Annotated in this window: 13 protein-coding genes; 3 read left to right on the top strand and 10 right to left on the bottom strand. The window is 38.6% G+C overall.

What is annotated here, in order from left to right; translation table 11 throughout:
- Complete coding sequence (locus ABDV71_RS01080; protein WP_343530559.1) at nt 1–180, bottom strand: hypothetical protein; 180 nt, start codon at nt 178–180, stop codon at nt 1–3.
- Between the two features lie 249 nt (nt 181–429).
- Between ABDV71_RS01080 and ABDV71_RS01075 the strand changes: the two genes are divergently transcribed.
- The gene (locus tag ABDV71_RS01075) at nt 430–1,467 is read left to right on the top strand and encodes a sensor histidine kinase (protein ID WP_343530557.1); all 1,038 of its coding nucleotides are present in this window, start codon (nt 430–432) and stop codon (nt 1,465–1,467) included.
- Complete coding sequence (locus ABDV71_RS01070) at nt 1,464–2,204, top strand: LytTR family DNA-binding domain-containing protein (protein ID WP_343530555.1); 741 nt, start codon at nt 1,464–1,466, stop codon at nt 2,202–2,204. Before ABDV71_RS01075 ends, ABDV71_RS01070 begins: the two co-directional genes overlap by 4 nt.
- Here ABDV71_RS01070 and ABDV71_RS01065 read toward each other — a convergent pair.
- The 6 genes from ABDV71_RS01065 to ABDV71_RS01040 form a co-directional block, all read right to left on the bottom strand.
- Nucleotides 2,201–2,734, bottom strand: a complete 534-nt coding sequence (locus ABDV71_RS01065; protein ID WP_343530553.1) for a hypothetical protein — start codon at nt 2,732–2,734, stop codon at nt 2,201–2,203. The genes ABDV71_RS01070 and ABDV71_RS01065 overlap by 4 nt on opposite strands.
- A gap of 20 nt (nt 2,735–2,754) precedes the next feature.
- A complete protein-coding gene (locus tag ABDV71_RS01060; protein ID WP_343530551.1) occupies nt 2,755–3,492 on the bottom strand; it encodes a lysophospholipid acyltransferase family protein in 738 nt (245 codons plus the stop codon).
- Between the two features lie 3 nt (nt 3,493–3,495).
- On the bottom strand, nt 3,496–4,200 hold the full coding sequence (locus tag ABDV71_RS01055) for a glycoside hydrolase family 16 protein (protein ID WP_343530549.1): 705 nt from the start codon (nt 4,198–4,200) through the stop codon (nt 3,496–3,498).
- A 2-nt stretch (nt 4,201–4,202) separates the two neighbouring features.
- Entirely contained in the window at nt 4,203–4,754 is a 552-nt protein-coding gene (locus tag ABDV71_RS01050; protein WP_343530548.1) for an NUDIX hydrolase, read from the bottom strand.
- An 86-nt stretch (nt 4,755–4,840) separates the two neighbouring features.
- Nucleotides 4,841–7,288 carry an outer membrane beta-barrel family protein gene (locus ABDV71_RS01045; RefSeq protein WP_343530547.1) on the bottom strand — a complete coding sequence of 816 codons (2,448 nt, stop codon included), beginning with the start codon at nt 7,286–7,288 and terminating at the stop codon, nt 4,841–4,843.
- A 176-nt stretch (nt 7,289–7,464) separates the two neighbouring features.
- The gene (locus ABDV71_RS01040) at nt 7,465–9,963 is read right to left on the bottom strand and encodes a TonB-dependent receptor (protein WP_343530545.1); all 2,499 of its coding nucleotides are present in this window, start codon (nt 9,961–9,963) and stop codon (nt 7,465–7,467) included.
- 97 nt (nt 9,964–10,060) lie between these two features.
- Here ABDV71_RS01040 and ABDV71_RS01035 point away from each other — a divergent pair, with 97 nt between their 5' ends.
- Entirely contained in the window at nt 10,061–10,663 is a 603-nt protein-coding gene (locus tag ABDV71_RS01035) for a thioredoxin family protein (protein ID WP_343530543.1), read from the top strand.
- A 153-nt stretch (nt 10,664–10,816) separates the two neighbouring features.
- Here the strand turns inward: ABDV71_RS01035 and hisS are convergent, their stop codons facing one another.
- The 3 genes from hisS to ABDV71_RS01020 form a co-directional block, all read right to left on the bottom strand.
- On the bottom strand, nt 10,817–12,601 hold the full coding sequence (gene hisS, locus ABDV71_RS01030) for a histidine--tRNA ligase (protein WP_343530541.1): 1,785 nt from the start codon (nt 12,599–12,601) through the stop codon (nt 10,817–10,819).
- A 231-nt stretch (nt 12,602–12,832) separates the two neighbouring features.
- The gene (locus tag ABDV71_RS01025; RefSeq protein ID WP_343530539.1) at nt 12,833–13,171 is read right to left on the bottom strand and encodes a TfoX/Sxy family protein; all 339 of its coding nucleotides are present in this window, start codon (nt 13,169–13,171) and stop codon (nt 12,833–12,835) included.
- Between the two features lie 147 nt (nt 13,172–13,318).
- On the bottom strand, nt 13,319–14,965 hold the full coding sequence (locus tag ABDV71_RS01020) for a 2-oxo acid dehydrogenase subunit E2 (RefSeq protein ID WP_343530537.1): 1,647 nt from the start codon (nt 14,963–14,965) through the stop codon (nt 13,319–13,321).
- Between the last annotated feature and the right edge of the window lie 18 nt (nt 14,966–14,983).

Here is a 14,983-nt window from a genome sequence, read left to right as displayed (position 1 = left end):
TTATCTTAAGATTGCGCTAGCAGCTTTAACAATGGTAGTATTTTCGGTAGTGGTGGTTTTTACCATACCCTCTTCATTGTTGTTTACCTCGCTATTGTTTGACACAAATGCCAATAACATTACCACAAATACGGGAAATAATAAAAGTAGAAATGGCGATACGTTGGTCAACTTTTTCATGGTTCTAAGGTTTAAAGTTTAATATTCTTTGCGTTTTCGTTGAACAAATAGAATAATTCCTGAAAACCTATGAAAATGTTTTAGACCAAGTGTAAAATATCCTAGATAAACGGTAAAAATGTCTGTTTGTCGAATAAATGGGCTAAATTGCCTATTCGTAGAAAAAAAATGCCAGTTGGTCGAAACCATTAGGTTGAAATAATGGCTTATGGCTAGTTTAGATAAATTTATTGTAGGCAAAATTTAATAATGAAGAATAGCAGTAAAGCATCGTTAATACTGAATTGTGTGTTTTGGGGTATCATTATCTCGATCATTGCAGTTGCTTTGTTCTTTTCCAATAAACCGCACCCTTTAAAAGAGCTGGTCATTGATTATGTGGTTTTTGGAGCCATTAACGTAGCGGTCTTTTATATCAACTATATTGTGCTCATTCCAGAGCTATTAAAGAAAAGAAAGCAATATTGGTGGTATATCATCTGCTTTGTTTTGCTTATCGTGGCCAGTGTAGGCGTAAAGCTGCTTATTGGCTTGCTTAATCCTGAGCATGTATTTTATTATGAGTCCGACAACGGTACACGTAACCAAATCTCTATGAGCAATTACGTGATTACCGTTATATTCATTGCTGGCTTTTTCTTGGTTTCTAGTAGTATCATCAAGTTTGTGGTCGACTGGTTTTCTAATGAACGAATTCAACGTAATTTGGAAAGTGAGAAGAAGGATATGGAGTTGCAGTTCTTAAAATCACAGCTTAATCCACATTTTCTATTCAACTCTTTAAACAATATCTATTCGCTAGCTTACCAAAAATCTGATAAAACTGCCGATGCCATTTTAAAGCTGTCGGAAATTATGCGTTATATGATATACGAAAGTAACGATAGTTGGGTGAGCTTGGACAAAGAGGTGCAGTATGTAGAAAGCTATGTGGAATTGCAAAAATTACGGTTCAAAGATGGTGCTGCGGTTGAAATCAGTATCAACGGTGTAATAGATGGGCAGAAAATAGTGCCGTTGATTTTAATATCCTTCGTGGAAAATGCATTTAAACATGGTGTAGCCAATGATAATACCGATCCTATTAAAATCAATATTATTGCCAACCAAAAGATATTGCATTTTAGCGTAACCAATAAAAAGAATGCAACCAACAAAGACGCCATAGGAGGTGTTGGCCTAAACAACGTAGAGCGCAGATTACAATTGTTATATCCCGATAGGTATAAGCTAAATATTGTAAATTCGTCTACACATTACACAACAGAACTAATGCTTGATTTATGATTTTAAAATGTATTGCCGTTGACGATGAGCCACTAGCGCTGGATATTATTGCTGATTATGTGGCCAAAGTACCTTTTCTAGAACTAGTAAAGCGAACAGAAAGTGCTATTGAAGCAATGCAAATTGTGCAGGAAGGTAATATTGATCTGGTTTTTTTGGATATCCAAATGCCTGAGCTTACGGGGATACAGTTTCTTAAAATAGCCGGAAATAAAGCTAGCTATATTCTTACTACTGCCTATTCGCAATACGCATTGGAGAGTTATGATTTGAATGTTTCTGATTATTTATTGAAGCCAATTGCCTTTGATAGGTTTTATAAGGCCGTTGAAAAGGTGCGTAACCAACGTCAGAAACAAGATGCTCCAACACCTGTGGTTCCTGAACCTGTGACTGCCCCAGCCGCAACACCATCCATACAAGATTTTATTTTTGTTAAAACGGAGCATAAAATCCAAAAAATTGAGCTTGACGACATCCTTTACATTGAAGGACTGAAAGATTATATCTCCATTTTCACCAAAAACGAGCGTGTAATTACGTTGCAAAACATGAAAAAAATGGAAGAGACTTTGCCCAAAAAGGATTTCATTAGGGTACACAAATCTTACATTATTGCAGTAGATAAAATTGAAAGTATCGAACGTAGTCGTATCGCTATCGCCGGAAAGACAATTCCCGTTGGAGATACCTACAGAGATGCGTTCTTTAAACTGATAGATACCAAAAACGTTTAGTGAGCCAAATTGAGTTTTGGTGTTTCTAACTTCATATCTATTTTGGTATTTGGAAGTGCTGCACGAAGTTTTTTCACGGCGTTCTCATTAAAATCCGTAGCAATGATGTTAAGGTAATTCAACCATTTCATTTGCTTTAGTATTTTTAGTTCCGATTCGATTTTTAAATCGAAGTTGAAGGAAATATCTAGCGTGTCTAATTTTTTCAATGTAGTTAACTCAAAGGGAAGAGTTTTCAGATCATTATAACAAAGATTTAAGAGCCTTAAAGCACCTAAATTCGCTATCTCTTTTGGTATGCTTTTAATCTTGTTTAACTTCTTGTCTGAGTAATGTTCTGGTGTTCTTGAAAGAGGTGGGTATAGCGTAAATTCATTTCCAAGATGGAGAGACCGTAATTGGGTTAAAGAGAATACACTATCGGGAATTATTCGCAAATTCTGATTAGAAAGATTAAGTGTAGTGATGTTAGATTTTGGCTTACATCCAATGATTAAGGAAGTTAAAATAATATAGCTTAGTACTCTCATAAGTTTTGATTGAGGAGGAGCTATAGCTGTCCAATATGCTTCCTTATAGCATTTTCTGCCTGTAGTACTAAATCTTCAGGAGCTTTGTCTTCCCTTTCAATCGGGTTTAACACCGTCCATTTTAATGGAAGTAAGGTGCCTAATGGATAAGAACCATATCTCACAATTTTCCAGGAGTTTTCTATAGCCACAGGAACAATAAGCGCATTAGGAACTATTTTAAGTAAGGTAGCAATACCGCCTACTTGAAAAGGTTTCAACTGACCGTCTTTGGCCCGCGTGCCTTCGGCAAAAATTACGGTGCTCCAATTGTTTTCGTTCATGCGCCTTCCCAACTTTATAATTTCACCAATGGACTGCTTGCTATCTTTTCTGTTGATGTTGGCCCCACCGCCATATTTCAAGTTAAAGGAAATAGAAGGAATGCCTTTGGTCAATTCAATTTTTGAGATGAATTTTGGGTGGTGTTTGCGTAAGAACCAAATTAGGCTGGGAATGTCGTACATGCTTTGGTGGTTGGCCACAAAAATAATTGATCGGTCTTTCGGCAATTTAAAATCATTCCTGAAACTCACACCATTAAGCAGCGTTAATTGTGAATAGGTCAGGAAAAAGTTAAGCACATCTACCGACCATTTATGTGCCGAATAGCCAAATACTTTATAGCAAACCCATTGTATGGGATGAAAAATGCCCAGAAAAAGGCCAAACACAAGATAGAATATTGGCGTTAAGAGGTAGCCCAAAAGCTTCTTCATTAATTATTTTTTATAAGGTGTGTACTTAAACGAATCAATTTTTGCAAAGGTAGGAAGTTTTGCGTCTTTTATACTACCTGCCCATTTGATAGATTTAGTAGCCCATAAATTAAAAATCACTTGCATGGCCTTATTGGGTACTGCTGTAGTGGCACGATGGATGACTTGTCCGTCAATTTCCCATTCAATTAAATTTGGTTTCCAGTGGATCACGTAGGTATGAAAATCTTGCGAGCTATCAAAACTTAACGGAATATCTTTGTCATGCGAGCGCTTATCTACCCAGTGGTTTAAGGTAATTATCTTGGGGTATTTGCCACTGATTTCAAAATCAATTTCCGTGTTTTGGGCAGCATTGGGGCGGTACAGAAAGAAGGCTGTAATACAGCCCAGCGCATCCGAAGCTTTTAATCGGGCTTCAAAACGGCCATACAAAAACATCTTTTTGCTTCGTAGTTCGGCTCCGGTGTAGTACTTGCCTTGATGTTTATTCTGGTTAAGTTCTAATACAAGGTTCCCATTTTCAATGCGGGCATTATTGTCTGAAAAATGGGCAAGATTATTTTCGAATGTATGGCTCTCGGCATACCAATCCACATCGTAACGATTGTTGAAGCTTGTTGTAAGCTCCGTTTTTTGCTGCAATTTTTGTGAAGTAGAGCAACTTAGGAAGAAAAGGATAAGTAGGAGGAAATAGCTAAAACGCATGTTTAGATCACTCCTTTCTGTATCATTAGGTGTACTTTAAGGATTGCGGCTACACTCATGCTATCGGTAATTTCTCCATTCATTACCATTTCGACAGCTTTTGTGAAAGGCACTTTAACCAACTGAAGGTCTTCTGTCTCTTCGGGTGCTGCTTCTCCCAGCTCTAAATCTTGGGCCAAATAGATAATCGCCAGCTCATCGCTTACCGAATTGGAAAGGTGCATGCGTTGTATCTCTGTAAGTTTTGAAGCAATTAGACCCGTTTCCTCTACCAGTTCCCTTTTAGCGTTCCGTTCAGGGTCGGTGCCCAACGGGCCACCACCTTCGGGGATTTCCCAGCTATAGGCTTTTAGCGGGTAACGATATTGTCCAACCAGCCAGGTATTATAATTCTCATCCAACGGCAGCACTCCTATAGCAAGGTTTTTAAAATGTACTTCTCCATAAATCCCTTCCCCTCCCGAGGGGTTAATTACTTGATGTTCGGTAACGGTAATCCAGTTGTTGTTATATTTCTCTTCGCTGCTCAGTGTTTTCCAGGGGTTGTCGGTCATCAGAGGTTAGTTTATGGTTATATATGCCAGTAAATAAAGGCAAAACTAACAAATAATGCATTTGTCGCTAAGTCTTTATCTTAATTCTAGTTCTGCGATGTGGTTGGAGGCGGAGGTACAGTGACCTTATTGGTTTTCACTTTCGTAAAACGATAATTGATATTGAATACAAAATTGTTGGTATTGCTCACGCCATAAGTGTTGGAGAAGAAGTTTAGTCCTTCGTTAAAAGTTGAATTTCTTCTTGCTCGGAAAGGGTCATTGGCACTAATACGAGCGGTAAGGGTATTTTTTAAAAAAGTTTTGCGTGCCCCAAAACTGGTGTTAATGGAAGCGCTATTTCGTCCAATGGCACTTACATTGTTATTGTAATTCAGGTTAGCTTCAAAAGCAGTTTTGTAAGGTAATTGCATTGAAATGCCAGCTCTTGATCTAATACTTATTCCCCCTCTATTTAATGCACTATTTAAGCTGGAAGTATAGTTACTCTGAATAATACTAAAGTTCCCGTTCGCTGAAATTTTCTTGGTTGGTCTATAGTTCCCAATAAGCATAAAGGCCAATGAGTAGTTGGTGCCCACATTGTCGAACGTGCTCTCCGAAATACCATTGTCGTTCACAAAGCGATAGCGTTCAATTACTCCACTAGCTCTTGAGTAAGAAATGCGGGGTGTAAAAGACCATTGTTTGCCAAAAGCGCCAAAACTGATATCGAATTGATGAGTGTAAGATGGAGAGAGGTCTGGATTTCCATAGGAGATATTCAACGTGTCGGCATTGTTTACCTGGGGGTTTAAGGTATTTTCTCTCGGGCGGTTGATCCTTACGCTGTAAGTAGCGCCAATGTTATATCTCTTTCTGAAAAATCTATTTAATGATAAAGAAGGGAAAAAGCTAAAGTAAGGATTCACATTATACACTTCTCCTGTAGAAAGGTCGAAATTAACGTTGGTATATTCGCTTCTTAGTGCCGCCTTTGCCGACCAGCCTTTGTTTCGATAATTATAAGAAAGATATCCCGCTAAAATATTCTCGTTGTAAAAAAATTCGTTGCTCAGTTTGTCATTGGCCACAAACTGTTGTGTTTTGTAGTTAAAATTATCTACTATTAAATCATTTTGGTTTTTACGATAGTTATAAGCAACCCCAAACTCCAGTCGATCTCTTTTGTTAAAAACAGGTTTATCGTAATCTAAGTTGAAATTGATTCCGCGATTGCCGATTTCGTTGTCGTTTTGTTGTAAGCTAGGATTTAAATTGGCTGGAAAAGCATAGCTCCGCTCAAAGCTTCTGGTCGAGTTACTGCTATTGGCATTTAACGTAAAGCCAGCTGTTAGCTTGCCGCCAGAGGTATCGGTAGCTAAGCTATAGTCCGTGTTAAACACGAAGTTATTACTGTTCGCATCGCCTAAATTAATTTGATTTCGTAGGCGTTTAGTAATTTCATGCTGGTCGATATAATAAAAGTCATTGCCCGATGAGCTATTGCTATTGTTTACATTATAACTGGTATTTACCCGTAGATTCTGCTTTTTGTTAATGTCCCAATCTAAGGCAACTCTGAAGTTTCCCCCGTTGTTTTCGCTGCGGGAGTTGGTGAATTGGTTATAATAAAAAGTTGTGTCTGGATTTTTATAAATATCAGGATCACGGTCTTTAAAAAAGTTAGTTCTATAGCTCTCACTGCTACTTTTTCCAATACCCATCCTATAAGCTCCGCCGCCTGTTATGCTATATTTTTCGCCTTTATAAGAAGCATTCGCGTTGGCATTGTTGTTCCCCTGTGTACCTGCTGAAAGACCAACGTTGCCATTAAAACCTACTTTAAAGCCTTTTTTCATCACAATATTAATGATGCCTTCTCCATCCGCTGAATATTTGGCAGGCGGATTGGTCATGACCTCAATTTTTTCGATGGCATCAGATGGAAGCACGTTTAATAGATCGGCGATGTTTGAGGTCATATAGTCAGAAGGCTTACCGTCTATAAATACCCTTGTGCTTCTTTTGCCAGAAATGGTGGTGTTGCCATCAATATCAACCTCAACCATCGGTACATTTTTAAGAAGGTCGGTAGCCGTGCTGCCTTCGGCCAAAATGCTCGAACCTACATTGTAGGTAATTACATCGGCACCTACTTCAATAACGGGTTTTTCGGCAGTGATCACCACCTCATTCAAGTTATTTTGTTCAGCGGCTAATTTTAAGGTGCCTAGGTTTTTGTCAGATTCTTTTGGGCTAACAATCACTTCGTTAACAAACAGCGGCCCAAAGCCTACATAGCTTACTTTAACTTTATAGGTGCCAAATTTGATATTGTTGAACTTGAAGAAACCATTTTCGTCAGTCTGAAACGTAATCATCGGTTGTTCTACACCGCTTTCAAAAATGGAAACTACTGCAAAAGGGATAGGTAATGCACCAACTTCCTCGATAACTTTACCTCTAATAATGCCTTTTTCGGATGTTTGTGCGCTGGTTAGAAGGGGAGTGGTAAATAAAATAAAAAAAGTTAGGGCAAGTAAATTCTTCAACGTTGGTTTAGGTCTAAATCAATACTAATATATTAAGAAACTCTCTAAATTTCAATTTGATAGGGCTGATTGTTTCAAAAAGATAGTTTGTTAACCTGTTTGGATAAAAAAAAGTCCTTAAGGTTTAATTTTCTTAAGGACTTTTTCTGTTTTTTAAATATTGATATCAGAAGGTTTTAAAATGTTTCCTCGTCTGATCGTGGAGCTTCTTGGGTTTTCTTTTTCTTTTGGCTGAAATCTGTTTTTCCAAAACGATAAGAGAAAGTTAATGATCCCATGTTGCCAGCTCTTGCTCTGCTAAAGTTAATGGTGGATCCTGTGTTAGCTGGGTTGGTGTTGTCAAACTCCATTTGGAACTTACGGGTGTTGAACAAGTTTCTGATGTTAAAGCTTAAGCTTGCTCTTTTGTTCATCAAATCCATTTTTGCTCCAGCATCAAACCCATACATGGCCTTAAAGGTACCTTGTGCGGTTATTTCGCTAGATCGATAATCTGCTCTTAATTGCAAGGTAATGTTGTATGGTAAGGTAATGTTGTTGGTGATGTTGGCATTATAGGTCATTCCATCAACATCTTTTGTTCCAAATGCGGCTACGCCCTCAATTTTTCTGTAGTATAAATTAAAGTTGGTAGTGAAGTTCCATTTTTTAGAAACATCAAATTTTCCAATCAATTCCATACCGCTATTTTTTGCGCTGGTAAGGTTTTGGGGGATGGTTAAGCTAATGCCTTGTTGCCCGTTATAATCATCAATCCTGATACGTTGGATTACATCATTGGTTTGACGGAAATAGGCTGTAGATACCAATGAAAATTTCTTAAAGAACCTGCTGTAGCTAAATTCAAAGGCATGTACATCTTCGGGCATTAAATTCACATTACCCATGCGGTGGTTAATAGGGTCTGAAACATCTAAGAACGGATTGGTGTCCCACCCGCGGGGGCGGTTCACACGACGGCTATAGCTTAACTGTAGTTGTTGTTCATTTTTAAGTTTCTGTGTCAAGAAAACACTTGGATATAAACGAGTATAGGCAACTCTTCCTGGCGTATAGCTAATGTTTCTGCTTGCATCATAGGTGCCCATTTCTGTTTCTAACGCAGCATCTTCTCCCCTTAAACCAAGTTGGTAACCGAAGTTTTTAATTTGGTTCTGGTAGTTTACATAAACAGCATGTACATAATCGTCACTATTAAAATCATTACTTAGTGTACGGCTAAATTCGTAGGCTCCATTGATCAGTGAATCTGCAATGGTTCTGCTATTTGAAACTCGGAACTGGCTTCTATAACCAGCTTCGATACGAGAAGTTTCAGTTAGCGGCAAGGTATAATCTAACTGTACGTTGTAGTTTTTGTTATCACTTGGTCTAACAGTACGTTGTTGCAGAAACGATGTAGGAATCGACGAACCGTTTTCAAAAAACTTGTAGGTGTCAAAAAATTGATAGGTATCATTATCGCCAGTTGCATAACTAGCGTTAAAAGTAAGCTCAGATCCTTTTTTCTTGAATTTTTGTATGAAATCTAAGCTTAAATCATAATTGTTTCCTTTACGTTCTCTGTTATTAACCCGGTTAGATAAATTTAGAGGAGAGTTAGCCGCATTATAATCGCTGAAGCTAATATTCTCTATTTCATCGCTGTTTCTAATGTTGAAACCTCCAGATAAACTTACAGTACTTTTTTCCGTTAAGTTATAATCCACGCCCAATTTAACATTGTGCCCCTTTTCCAATTCATTAGAGTTATTGCTTTGGTTGATATGACCTCCGCCTCTTACGCCGCTTTGATAAAACGTATTGTTATAACCATTGCCTGGCCTGTTGCCATAGCGGTAACTGTAATTGGCGTAAAGGTTAACGTTTTTATTTTGAAACGACAGGTTGGTGGAACCATTGTAGTTGTCCCTGTTTCCAGCAGTTACGGCCACGTTACCATTAAAACCTAATTTCTTGTTTTTCTTTAAAACAATGTTGATGATACCTGTTTGACCTTCTGCATCATATTTGGAAGAGGGATTGGTAATTACCTCAATGGTTTCGATAGAACTGGCAGGGATTGAGGCTAAAATTTGCGCCACATCGCCACCGCCTATTAATGATTGTTTGCCATCAATTAATACCCTAGCTGCAGAGCCTCTTAAAGAAACGCCGCCATCCATATCGGTTTGCACAGAAGGTACATTTTGCAATACATCAGTAGCAGAACCGCCTTCGCTTACTACACTTTGGTCTACCGAGAAAACTTTTTTGTCGATGCCCAGCTGCATGGTTGGTTTTTGTGCGGTTACCGTTACTTCGTTAAGAATGTTTCCTTTGCCCGTTTTCATTTTGATGGTGCCCAAATTAATGCTTCTGAGTGCACCAGTGATAGAGATGGAATCTCTAACCATGGTTTGGTAACCTACGTAGCTAGCCTTAAAAGAGTAAGTTCCATCTGCTAAATTTGGAATGGCAAAATTTCCATCCAAGTCAGATTGAACAATTCTAACGGTTGCTTTTGTTTTTCTGTCTAATAATATTGCCGAAGCATAGGGAATTGTTTCGTTGGTTTGTGCGTCTACAATTTTGCCACTTATTTTTCCGGTATTACCCGATTGTGCGTAAATTTTTACAGTTGCAATACAAATAACAGCAGCTAATAAAAGAACTTTGCGCTTAATCCTATCCATTTAAATTCAGTTGAGGTTTGTGTGTTAAATAAGGGCACAAATCTCGTTAATAAAAGATTTAAAAAAAGGGGCGTAACCATTTTATTACAGCGTTTTTATGCTTGATTACAGTAATATTTTTGATAAAGAAGCGCTAGACTATCCTAGCTATAGAAATTTGGTAGATGAGCTATTGGCTCAAGGACAAACTACAGGACCTGACAATTCGGAAGCGATGTTGCATTACACTAAAATGAATGTGCAACGCATGAACAGAGTTGATAAAACTACTGTATTGGGCGAAGAGATTTTAGAAACCTTAAAAGGAATTAAAGGGAAATACCACTTTTTGGTAATTACTGAAGGTTGGTGTGGTGATGCAGCGCAAATTGTGCCTGTCATCAATAAAATTGTTTCAGAAGCTCCCGAGAAATTCAAGTTGAAATTGACCCTGCGTGATAAAAACCTTCCGTTGATTGATGCGCATTTGACTAATGGAGGTCGTTCGATTCCAGTTTTGTTAATATTGGATGAGGCTGGAAACTTACTGTTGCCCAAATGGGGACCTCGCCCTGCCGTTTTACAAAACTTGTTGGCCGAGTGGAAAACAGAAGGAGTTGAAATGCCTGAATTAGCCGAAAAGCTTCATGGTTGGTACGCAAAAGATAAAACTGCTACTACACAGCAGGAACTTAATGAATTGTTGAAGCAGTTGCTTTAATAGCAGCTTTAGATATGTTCGTCATTTGCCAATGACGTTAATACTCCGTCATTTCGACGAAGTATGAGGAGAAATCTTTGGATTTGCTATTGCATATAAAGTTCAAAGATTTCTCCATTTCGCTACGCTTCAGTCGAAATGACGGGTTTTTGCTTACTTTAATCGCTCGATAATTTCTGCAGCGATCAATTTCTGTTGTTCTCCGCTAGCCATATCTTTTAAGGTAAGTAGGTTGCTTTGAATCTCTTCCTCGCCAATTAAAATCACATAAGGAATGTTTTTGGCATCGGCATAGCTCATTTGTTTTTTAAGCTTGGCTGAACTTGGGTAAAGCTCACTAGCAATGCTCGCTTCTCTCAGTTGCTGCAGAAGTGGTAAGGCATATAATTCTGCGGCCTCATCAAAATTGCTAATTAAAACTTTAGTGCCCTGCTGTGCCGAAGTTGGGAATAGGTTTAGTTCTTCCAGCACATCATAAATACGATCGGCACCGAAAGAAATGCCTACGCCTGTAAGGTCTTTAAGACCAAACATCCCTGTTAGGTCATCATAACGACCACCGCCGCCAATACTGCCCATGGCTACTTCGTTGGTTTTTACCTCGAAAATACAACCTGTATAATAGTTTAGACCACGAGCTAGGGTGATATCTAATTCTATTTGGGTGGTGAGCTTTGGATTGTCGGTTACAAGCTTGGCCACATAGTTGAAAACTGTTTCAATTTCCCCGATTCCTTTTAAGCCAGTTTCAGAAGCTGAAAGAACAGATTTTAAGCTCACGAGCTTTTCTATATTAGAGCCTTGTAATAGAATCACGGGCTTTAATTTTTCAATATCGGCTTCGGTAAATCCCCTTTCAATGAGTTCTTTGGCAACACCATCCAAACCAATTTTATCCAATTTGTCAATGGCTACCGTCATGTCAACAATCAATTCTGGTTTGCCAATAATTTCGGCAATGCCGCTTAATATTTTACGGTTATTGATTTTGATGGTAAAATCTTTCAGGCCCAGCTTGCTTAAGGCTTCGTGATAAATCAAGACAAATTCAGCCTCGTTCAATAGAGATGGAGAACCCACTACATCGGCATCACATTGATAAAACTCACGATAGCGACCTTTTTGTGGTCTATCTGCACGCCAAACCGGTTGCACTTGGAAACGCTTGAAAGGAAAAGCGATATCATTTTGGTGCATCACTACGTAACGAGCGAAAGGTACGGTTAGGTCGTAGCGAAGGGCTTTTTTTGAAATTATCGGAGTTAATTCGTTAACATTTAAGAGTTTTCTAGCAGATATCTCTAAATTAATTATCCTTCTAAGGCTTTTGCTTTGGTTTATTACATATAAAAAACCTTTATATATCTCATCAAAGCAAAAATCTTCATTTAAGATACTGCCATAATAATCAAATCTATTATTAAAATGAATAAACTTTGGATTTACAGTTTTTTTTGAAAATAAATATTTTACGAATATGTATTTGATTTCAAAAAAGCAGTCTATTCTTTTTATGTCCTCCAGGAATGTATTTGAATTAAGATTTATCAGTAAAAAATCCTTTTGATATAATGGGTTTTCATTTTTTATTTTCTGAATAGTAGAAGCAATAAATCTAGAAAAGTCTTTAGCTATTTCCCTGAAGTCATCCATAGTTTTTTCTTTTACTATCAAACTGTCTATTTTAGGGAGTAAGTTTTTATTTATATCAGAAGTATATTCTCCAGATTCAAGAATTTTGAAAATCAATTTGTCGCCCTCGTCACCATATTTACCGGTTAGGGTTTGCAGATTTTCCATGCTAGGCGTTTGTATCTCAGCGTAGCCATATTTCCTGAAAACGGTTTTAATGGTGTCGAAAATATAGTTACGTTTCACCATTTCCTGTGGCGAAAAATCTCTGGTTCCTTTGGGTAAGCTTGGCTTGGTTACTGACATAGTCGCAAAAGTAGTTAATTAAGGCGAAAGGTAAAAGGAATGTGGTTTTGCAATTACCGTCCATTTCGAGCGCAGTCGAGAAATCCTTAAAGATGTGTTTTGGGGCCTTAGGCTATTAGAATATATGATGATATCGCTCGAAGATTTCTCTGTTCGCTACGCTTCAGTCGAAACGACGCGTTATTGAACGGGCTGAGGCAAATAACTAGCAGTGGCCCTGCTTTTCAAAAACTATTTCGATGACTTTGCTTGGTCGTTGAAATCGAGGCACAAATTGAGCCAAAACTCGAAATCTTCTTTTCGGTTAAACCCAATGGGTTCTACATAGCAATAACCAGCCATTTGTTTCCCTTTCATGATCATTGGTAAGAAACCTGTTTTTTCGGCTACTTCTTCAAGTAAATTTGGGTTAAAACGACACATCAGGTTTTCGCCACTAACGTTAATGCACATTTTATCATTAACCATGAAAGCCAAACCGCTAAACATCCGTTTCTCTTCTATTTTGAGATTTGGAATTGCCGCTAAACGCTCCCTTATTCTGTCTGCTAGTTCGATGCTGTAAGCCATAGCTAAAGTTATTGATTTTGGCTTAAAAGAAAAAAGCCCCGAAATTTCGGGGCTTTTGATATAATGTGTCATTCTGAACGAAGTGAAGAATCTGTTAGTAGATTCCTAGTCGCTACGCTTCCCTCGGAATGACAGTATGAAGTAGTACTATGCTAGTAACGTAACAGGAGCTTCTAACAATTGCTTTAACGTTTGTAAGAAAGCTGCGCCAGTTGCACCATCAACTACGCGGTGGTCGCAACCTAAGGTTAACTTCATCACGTTACCTGGAACAACTGCACCATTTTTAACTACAGGAACTGCTTGAATAGCGCCTACAGATAAAATAGCTCCGTCAGGAGAGTTGATGATTGAAGTAAATTCATCGATACCGAACATACCTAAGTTAGACACGGTGAAAGTTGAGCCTTCCCAATCAGCAGGTTGTAATTTCTTAGCTTTTGCCTTAGCTCCATATTCTTTAACCTCCGCAGAGATGTGAGATAATGATTTGCCATCAGCAAAACGTACTACAGGAACCAATAAACCATCTTCAACAGCCATGGCTACACCAATGTTGGTATGCTCGTTGAAACGGATTTTATCGCCTTGCCAAGAAGAGTTAACAGCTGGGTGTTTTTTCAATGCTACAGCAACGGCTTTGATTACGATATCGTTGAAAGATACCTTTACAGGGGCAACGGTGTTGATTGCGGTACGAGCTGCCATTGCGTTGTCCATATCAATACTGATGGTTAAGTAAAAATGTGGTGCTGTAAATAAGCTTTCTCCCAGGCGTTTAGCAATTACTTTACGCATTTGCGAAACTGGTTTCTCTGTATATTTTTCTTCGCCAACATAAGTTGGGATTACTGGAGCTGCAGAAGCTTTTTCAGATGAAGCAGCAGGTGCATCAGCTTTAGCAGGTGCCGTTGAAGGCGTAAAGTTTTCTACGTCTTTTTTAATGATACGGCCACCTTCTGCGCTACCAGCAACTTGTGCCAGATCAATTCCTTTATCTTTGGCAATTTTCTTAGCCAAAGGCGATGCGATGATACGTCCGCCGTTAGCATTTGATACTGCTGTAGGAGCAGCTTCGGCTTTTGCTTCCTCTTTTGGAGCTTCAGCAGCAGGACTTGCATCTGCTTTTTTAGCAGGAGCATCGCCAGCAGCTAAAATGCCAGAAACATCTGTTCCTTCTGGGCCTACAATAGCAATGATGCCGTTTACTTTTGCAGCTTCACCTTTTTGTACGCCAATGTGCAATAAAGTACCGGTAGCATAACCCATTACTTCCATCGTAGCCTTATCAGTTTCTACATCAGCAAGTACATCGTCATCTTTTACTTTATCACCTACTTTTTTATGCCACTCGGCAATAACGCCCTCGGTCATGGTATCGCTTAGTAAAGGCATGCGGATTACGGTAATGCCTTTTGCCGAAAGCTCTGCTTCGCTTAATCCAGCGCTCTGTGCAGGAGCTGCTTCAGTTTTAGCTTCCTCTTTTGGAGCTTCAGCTTTTGTTTCCGTTTTGGAACCGTTAGTTTCAGCTTCTAAAAGTGCTTTATAGTCTTCGCCTTCTTTACCAACAATGGCCATTAGGGCATCAATTGGCACTGCTTGACCTTCTTCTACACCAATATATAGCAGTGTGCCATCCCAATAAGACTCCATGTCCATGGTTGCTTTGTCTGTTTCAACTTCTGCTAAAACATCACCACTTTTTATTTTATCGCCTACTTTTTTGTGCCACTTAGCCAAAACCCCTTCGGTCATGGTGTCGCTCATTTTAGGCATCTTAATTACTTCAGCCATCGATATATCTTTATTTGA

Source organism: Pedobacter sp. (assembly GCF_039594775.1).
Lineage (GTDB): Bacteria > Bacteroidota > Bacteroidia > Sphingobacteriales > Sphingobacteriaceae > Pedobacter.
The sequence above is the reverse complement of the archived record's forward strand: the minus strand, read 5'-3'. Positions and strand labels throughout refer to the sequence as shown.

Bases quoted from the DNA above. Each gene is read 5' to 3' on its own strand.
- ABDV71_RS01050 (WP_343530548.1), bottom strand. From the start codon at position 4,754: ATGACCGACAACCCCTGGAAAACACTGAGCAGCGAAGAGAAATATAAC.
- ABDV71_RS01070 (WP_343530555.1), top strand. From the start codon at position 1,464: ATGATTTTAAAATGTATTGCCGTTGACGATGAGCCACTAGCGCTGGAT.
- ABDV71_RS01060 (WP_343530551.1), bottom strand. From the start codon at position 3,492: ATGAAGAAGCTTTTGGGCTACCTCTTAACGCCAATATTCTATCTTGTG.
- hisS (WP_343530541.1), bottom strand. From the start codon at position 12,601: ATGTCAGTAACCAAGCCAAGCTTACCCAAAGGAACCAGAGATTTTTCG.
- ABDV71_RS01080 (WP_343530559.1), bottom strand. From the start codon at position 180: ATGAAAAAGTTGACCAACGTATCGCCATTTCTACTTTTATTATTTCCC.
- ABDV71_RS01055 (WP_343530549.1), bottom strand. From the start codon at position 4,200: ATGCGTTTTAGCTATTTCCTCCTACTTATCCTTTTCTTCCTAAGTTGC.
- ABDV71_RS01040 (WP_343530545.1), bottom strand. From the start codon at position 9,963: ATGGATAGGATTAAGCGCAAAGTTCTTTTATTAGCTGCTGTTATTTGT.
- ABDV71_RS01075 (WP_343530557.1), top strand. From the start codon at position 430: ATGAAGAATAGCAGTAAAGCATCGTTAATACTGAATTGTGTGTTTTGG.
- ABDV71_RS01020 (WP_343530537.1), bottom strand. From the start codon at position 14,965: ATGGCTGAAGTAATTAAGATGCCTAAAATGAGCGACACCATGACCGAA.
- ABDV71_RS01065 (WP_343530553.1), bottom strand. From the start codon at position 2,734: ATGAGAGTACTAAGCTATATTATTTTAACTTCCTTAATCATTGGATGT.
- ABDV71_RS01035 (WP_343530543.1), top strand. From the start codon at position 10,061: ATGCTTGATTACAGTAATATTTTTGATAAAGAAGCGCTAGACTATCCT.
- ABDV71_RS01025 (WP_343530539.1), bottom strand. From the start codon at position 13,171: ATGGCTTACAGCATCGAACTAGCAGACAGAATAAGGGAGCGTTTAGCG.